This is a genomic window from Sporolactobacillus inulinus, from assembly GCF_006539285.1.
Classification (GTDB): Bacteria; Bacillota; Bacilli; order Bacillales; family Sporolactobacillaceae; genus Sporolactobacillus; species Sporolactobacillus inulinus.
Window position 1 is genome coordinate 1 of sequence record NZ_BJMS01000134.1, and the last position, 6,167, is coordinate 6,167.

Annotated in this window: 5 protein-coding genes; 4 read left to right on the forward strand and 1 reads right to left on the reverse strand. The window is 44.8% G+C overall.

Annotated elements, in window-relative coordinates:
• Window positions 1-334 precede the first annotated feature (334 nt).
• On the forward strand, window positions 335-1,249 hold the full coding sequence (locus SIN01_RS13600; RefSeq protein WP_010027819.1) for an LCP family glycopolymer transferase: 915 nt from the start codon (window positions 335-337) through the stop codon (window positions 1,247-1,249).
• A gap of 189 nt (window positions 1,250-1,438) precedes the next feature.
• Here the strand turns inward: SIN01_RS13600 and SIN01_RS13605 are convergent, their stop codons facing one another.
• Window positions 1,439-3,172: an HD-GYP domain-containing protein gene (locus tag SIN01_RS13605; protein WP_010027820.1), complete on the reverse strand. Its 1,734-nt coding sequence runs from the start codon at window positions 3,170-3,172 to the stop codon at window positions 1,439-1,441.
• A gap of 437 nt (window positions 3,173-3,609) precedes the next feature.
• Between SIN01_RS13605 and SIN01_RS13610 the strand changes: the two genes are divergently transcribed.
• The 3 genes from SIN01_RS13610 (at window position 3,610) to SIN01_RS13620 (ending at window position 6,112) form a co-directional block, all read left to right on the forward strand.
• Window positions 3,610-4,443: a flagellar motor protein gene (locus SIN01_RS13610; RefSeq protein WP_010027821.1), complete on the forward strand. Its 834-nt coding sequence runs from the start codon at window positions 3,610-3,612 to the stop codon at window positions 4,441-4,443.
• Entirely contained in the window at window positions 4,440-5,222 is a 783-nt protein-coding gene (locus SIN01_RS13615) for a flagellar motor protein MotB (protein ID WP_010027822.1), read from the forward strand. The genes SIN01_RS13610 and SIN01_RS13615 overlap by 4 nt, the downstream gene beginning before the upstream one ends.
• Window positions 5,223-5,326: 104 nt before the next feature.
• A complete protein-coding gene (locus SIN01_RS13620; protein ID WP_141306135.1) occupies window positions 5,327-6,112 on the forward strand; it encodes a hypothetical protein in 786 nt (261 codons plus the stop codon).
• Window positions 6,113-6,167: the final 55 nt, after the last annotated feature.

Consider the following 6,167-nt stretch of genomic DNA (forward strand, 5'->3'; position numbering starts at 1 on the left):
GGTGCGCCCGTGGCAAGCGAGTAACCGAAGCGTTGATGCAAAACCATGAAAGCACAGACCAACGGCACACCCAAAGTTAAAGCAAAACGCGCATAAAAGCGGAACTTCCGCTAAAGGCGTGGTTTATCTGATATTTCTTAGACGCGATTTACCAAGAATTTCTAATGATTACGATTGGAACCCCTGAATCGCAGCGAACGAAACGAAAAATATTCTTTGATGCGCAACAATTCGCTGTCAGCAGCATTTCACTTCGATTCAGGAACATGGTATGATCTGAATGTAGTGAATTTTGTCGAAGCAGCGGTGAATTTAAGAGAAAAGGGAAGAGACTATGAAGAAAAAAATACTACTGACGATCGGGAGTATCATCGTGATCCTGTTTGCAGCAGGAGCGGGTTACGTTTGGTGGATGTACCATTCCGTTGCATCAACTGCAGGCGATATGTACGAAACTTCGGCCGGCAAGGGTAATCATAAAGCCGTAACGAATAAGAAACCAATCAGCCTACTTTTGCTCGGCGTTGATGAACGTCAAGGCGATCATGGGCGCTCGGATACAATGATCGCCACAACCTTAAATCCGAAGACGAAAACCATGCAGATGATCTCGATTCCCCGCGATACGCGAACCGAAATTGTGGGGCGAGGGACAAGTGATAAGATCAATGCGGCGTACGCCTATGGTGGAACGAAAATGGCTGAGAGTACGGCGGAAAAATTCTTAGGCGACATTCCGTTTGACTTTTACATTAAGATCAATATGGAAGGCATGCGCGATCTTGTTGATGCAGTCGGAGGCGTGACGGTCAATAACAAATTGGACTGGTATGACGAAGGCTATTATAAAAAAGGCTATCATTACGCGAAGGGCCAGATCAATTTGGACACCGGTGCAAAGGCAATGGGCTATGTACGGATGCGCCATCTTGACCCACAGGGTGATTTTGGACGTAACGAGCGGCAGCGGGAAGTCATCATGGCGATTGTCAATAAGATGGCGAATGTCTCTTCAGTTACCCGCTACAGCCAAATTCTTGACGCGTTGGGAGACAACGTGAAGACCAATTTAGCGTTTGATGACATGAAAAATTTAGCGTTTAACTATCGTGATGCGCGTAAAAACATGATTAATTATGAAGTTAAAGGTAAGGGACAAATGATCAACGGTGTTTACTACCTGGTTGTGGATTCCGCTGAACAGCAGCGCGTCCATGACATGATTAATGAACAGCTTGGAAATAACTAAACGTAAATAAAAGAAGAACGGACAGTTTTGCGTGGATCGCGGGACTGTCCGTTTGGGGTTAATCAGAAAAAATACAATTTTCGGCGGAATCGTTGCCATGGCCACATGCTTTTTGAAAGGTACCGTTACCGCCGGAATTCCGAAAGTGTCCGTGCACGGATCATAAGAATACGGCACATGACGAGATGCTTAAGTACGGACCTGGCTGACTAAATAGTACTTCATATTACGGATGAGTTCACTGCAATTGGTGCTCAATCGGAAACGATTTGCCCACCTATCATTTGCAAGGATGCCGGAATGGCTCCCATGAACAAAGATGTTCAAATCTGGGAACTCATCGTGAAGCGTGGCAGTAAGCTGAATCAGCAAAGAGGTTTGCGATTTTTGCGCACAATAAAAGGCAAGAAATTTAGCTTTTTTCAGCCTCACGATCTCGGAAATCATCGAGCCGTCATCAATTTCAACAAGAAGTTCGGTTTTCCAGCCATTAATGGTAAAGAGATCATTCATGAGTTTGGTTCGCGCCAGTCCCTGAATGGAATCGAGATTAACAATGACGATCTCACCCATTGTGGACGCGCGCAGCTGACGCGTAATCTCCATCATTTTCCAACTAATCAAGCGAACGACTGTAGACGATGCAACCATATATTGAGCTTTGAGCAGCTGGTTCAAGCTGAGCATGTGTGAAATCTCGTCCATCGCGTGTTCAAACAGCTTGATAAAGACCTCTTCAATACGCATCCCATCGGACATCGTATCCAGACAATCAAGTGCTTTTAAGTGATCGCCGTCAATCAAGTAGTGAATAAAGGCGCTCCATGTCTGTCTCTGCTGCTCGATGAAGTCACGACTGTCCCAGCCGATGATTGTTTTTACCGTTACAGAAAGGTCGCTTGGCAACTGGATCACCTGACCGGTTTTCCATAGTTTAATTTTAGGGAGAATATCGGAGACCGTAGGGTCAGCGAGGACAATTCCGGATTCTCCGTTGGTAAGAACAACTTTCGTCGCCGGCGGGAACATATGGATGAAATTGATGAATAAGTGGCACATCGATTGGTGAAATAAGTGTTTTGTGTAGCTGTCAACCAAAAGAATTTGCATCGCCTTTGTCGCGAGCATTGGTTTTCGGTAGGATCGATTCATTGTGAGTGCAGAGTAGACATCGACGATCATCATCAAGATTAAATGACGGTCGCTGATGTCTACATGCAGGTGATCGGGATAACCGCTTCCGTTTAACCGTTCATGGTGTGAGCGAGCAACGCAGCAGGTTTCTTCCGGAAAATTCATTTTCTTAAGCAGTCGGTACCCATTGAGTGTATGTTCGGTAATTCTCTGGTATTCACGCTGCGTCAGTTTGCCTTTTTTTAATAGAATTTCGACCGGCGTGTACAGCTTGCCGATATCATGGAGCAGGCATCCGAGCATGAACGCTTGACTGACTTTCCAGTTCACATGCTTGAAAAACAGACTCGTCAGGACAAACACATCAAGCGAGTGAATATAACACACAGGATCCCATTGCTTCAAACAGTCCATAAGAAAACGGACGGTTGGATTTGAATAGAACTTAAGGTACAGTCCGCGTATCCATTGGTAGGAAGCTTCAGAATGAAGAATCCGTCCATAGCGTAATTCATCCGCAATCTGTGTCATTTCATTCTGAAACTGTGCTGTCAGTTCTTTGTGCTGATGCTCAGGCAGCCGCGACTTTGGAATGAATGTATTTTGAAACGGAGTAAATGCCGGGGCATCGAAAACACTGACCGAGCGTACTCCTTTTCGTTTTAAATAGTTGATGAGTTCGGAACTGACCAACATTCCGGTTCGGAAGAGCACCGATGAATTGATATAAATGTCTTTGGCTAAAATGCTCCCGTCCTTCAAGTTTTCAAGCTTAATGACTTTAGGCATAATAGCCTCTCACTCCCATGCACTAACTCCGTCTGAGTATTGGTTTGAAATTAGAAACCCCTTTCATAAGGGGAAAGAGGCTGCGGCTGATCGATAGCCGTCAAACGATTCGCCTCAATTCGACACTAGATAACAATTTACATTGTATCAAGTGTACAAAAAAAACGGAAGGGAAAGATTTAACATAATTTGGAGATCAGTTAGTTTTTCTCTTTCAACTTTGGGGGAAGTGATGCGTCAACATTAAGAGGTTCGGTTGCTTCGCCGCTGAAGTTTTGCTTTCTCGGTAAGTAAATCAAAGTGAGTCGCGCAGCTTAGCTGTCTCACGATCTTTGCGTTTTGCTGTCGTTGAATCCATAGATGCTCTTTAAATTTTTGTGGATCATGCCGATATAGAAAGAAGAATAGTATTAGCGCAGCAGAAAGGGTTGACTTACATGGATGTGGCAACAGTCATCGGCTTGCTGGTCGGATTGCTTTCGTTAGTCGTCGGATTTCTTCTTGAAGGCGGCGAGCTGATTGCATTATTAAAAATCACTGCCTTTTTGATCGTTTTCGGAGGGACAATTGGTGCGGTTATTGTCAGTTTCCCCGGAAAAGTACTGGCAAAAGTTCCTTTTATCCTAAAATATGCCTTTCAAGGGAAGAAAGAACGTCCGGACGATACCGTCATTCAGCTGATTCATCTAGCAAACATATCACGACGCGAAGGACTGTTGGCCTTGGAAGGGGAGCAGGATTCTTTTGAGAAGGACCCGTTCATGGCGAATGGCATTCAAATGGTGGTCGACGGTGTCGATTCCGATGCGATCGATGATATACTGAATCGAGATATTGACCTCTATGAACAGAAAATCCTTTCCATAGGCCGGATCTTTGAAGCGGCAGGGGGCTATGCGCCGACGATGGGCATCATCGGTACGGTTATGGGACTCGTCCATGTCTTAGGAAGCTTAGAAAATGCCACGGAACTCGGACCGGCAATTGCGGTGGCCTTTATCGCAACCCTTTATGGGGTCGGAAGTGCCAATGTGATCTATTTGCCGCTTTATACGAAAATCAAAAACAATTTAGCCGGCGAATTAATGATCCGCCAGTTGAAAACAGAGGGGATTCTCTCCATTCAATACGGCGAAAATACGATGATTTTAAAGAAGAAACTTTATGCATTTCTGAGTGAGGATGAATGTCGAAAAGTAGAGCAGCAGCTTGCAAGTAATAATGGTGACGGGGCGGCTTCGGGAGCGTTCCAAGAAGCGGGTCAGCTATGAGCAGAAAGAGCAGAAAGCGCAGGCACTATACTCGGACTGAAGAATCAAGCCATAATTCAGAACGTTGGCTGGTTACCTATTCCGACTTGATCACTTTACTGCTGGTCTTTTTCATTGTCATGTACTCAATGAGTTCGATTGAAAATCAAAAGTTTAATGCGATCGTTTCTTCACTGAGAACTTCCTTTCACGGCGACTCGCTTTTAGAAGGGCTCGGGTATCCAAGTGTGGATAAGGGACAGACCAAACCAACCATCCCTCTGGACAAAGAGCCTGAGAACGTTAGCGACGCGAAAAAGAAAAAAGACAATCAGCATCTGGACAAGCTCTATGTGCAACTGGATCAATACATTAAGGAAAATAAACTGGATCCTGACGTCTCGCTGACTGAAACGCAGCGTGGCGTGCAATTGACCTTCCGGGAAAAAATCTTGTTTGATCTTGGAAAGGCAGATTTGAAAAATAATGCCCAGTCGGTACTGAATCGAATCGGTGCGATCCTTAAAAGTGTAGCGAATGAGATTAGTGTCGAGGGCTATACAGATAATACACCGTTTCGCGACAACAGTAAGGGCATCCGTTCCAATTGGGAATTATCGGGACTTCGCGCGCAAACGGTGATGAATTATTTGATTGAGAAGGACGGGCTTGAAGCAAAACGCATGCATTTTGTCGGTTACGGCGAATACCATCCGATCGTAAAAAATGATACCGATGTGCATAAAGCGATGAACCGTCGTGTCACTATTGTGGTCATTCGTGAAGAAAAATCTGAATGATTTGCACCGTTTATCCATGAAACGATTGCATCTCGGTACATGAATGGATTATAGTAAATTCAGAATCATTTTTTTGTACATATTGTGTAATCTAAGGGTGAACAATGATGAAAAAAGTAGCACTTCTTGTCTTTTTTGTCCTCTGTTTTGCAAGCGTGATCGGCGGTAAGCTGTATTGGAACCATAAGATCGAGCGCGTAAAAGCAGCAAGTCTTGCACAAAGCAAGCAGGATTCTGCGCGTCTGCAGGATCTCAGCACGGACGATTCGGATCAGCACAGCTTTGAAAAGAAGCTCGCAAAACTTCCTGAGTCTGTAAAGAAGGCAGCTGAAAAAGCAAATCAGAATAACGGACATGTTCAGATTGTGATGATCGGCGGAAAAAACGAACAGAAGCTGGCTGCTCAACTGCAGCAGACGTTTGACAACAGATTTGGCGAATCGCTCTTTTCAGTAACTGCCAAAACCATTGACGGGCTGAATTCACTGGATACGATGAAAAAAAGTGCGGACTTGCTCAAACCTGCACAGGGCAGTCCTGATTTAGTTTTGTATACACCGCCAATTTATACGGATGACCGCAGCGTGAGCACTGGAGATACGCAGACGGTCGTGCGGCTTATTGACGAACAGTTGAGCAAAAAATATAAGCACGCCGCTTTCTTCTTGAACCCGCCCAATTACTCATCGCAGCTTCCTTATATGAATGAACGCATCGATGAATTGACTGCCAAGGCGTCAAGCCAAAAGATTTCAGTGATTAAGTATTTATCAGAGTGGCCAAAAGAAGCAAAGCGCGCTGATGTTGTCGCTGCCGATGGTCATACGATGACTAAGTCCGGACAAAAAATTTGGCTTGATTCCATCACGAAGCAATGGGGACTCAAATAAAGGCAAACAGAACAAAACAGCATCTGGATCGAAACATCCAGATGCTGTTTTTCTT

Coding starts and splice junctions, on each gene's coding strand:
- SIN01_RS13610 (WP_010027821.1), top strand. CDS start 3,610: ATGGATGTGGCAACAGTCATCGGCTTGCTGGTCGGATTGCTTTCGTTA.
- SIN01_RS13620 (WP_141306135.1), top strand. CDS start 5,327: ATGATGAAAAAAGTAGCACTTCTTGTCTTTTTTGTCCTCTGTTTTGCA.
- SIN01_RS13600 (WP_010027819.1), top strand. CDS start 335: ATGAAGAAAAAAATACTACTGACGATCGGGAGTATCATCGTGATCCTG.
- SIN01_RS13615 (WP_010027822.1), top strand. CDS start 4,440: ATGAGCAGAAAGAGCAGAAAGCGCAGGCACTATACTCGGACTGAAGAA.
- SIN01_RS13605 (WP_010027820.1), bottom strand. CDS start 3,172: ATGCCTAAAGTCATTAAGCTTGAAAACTTGAAGGACGGGAGCATTTTA.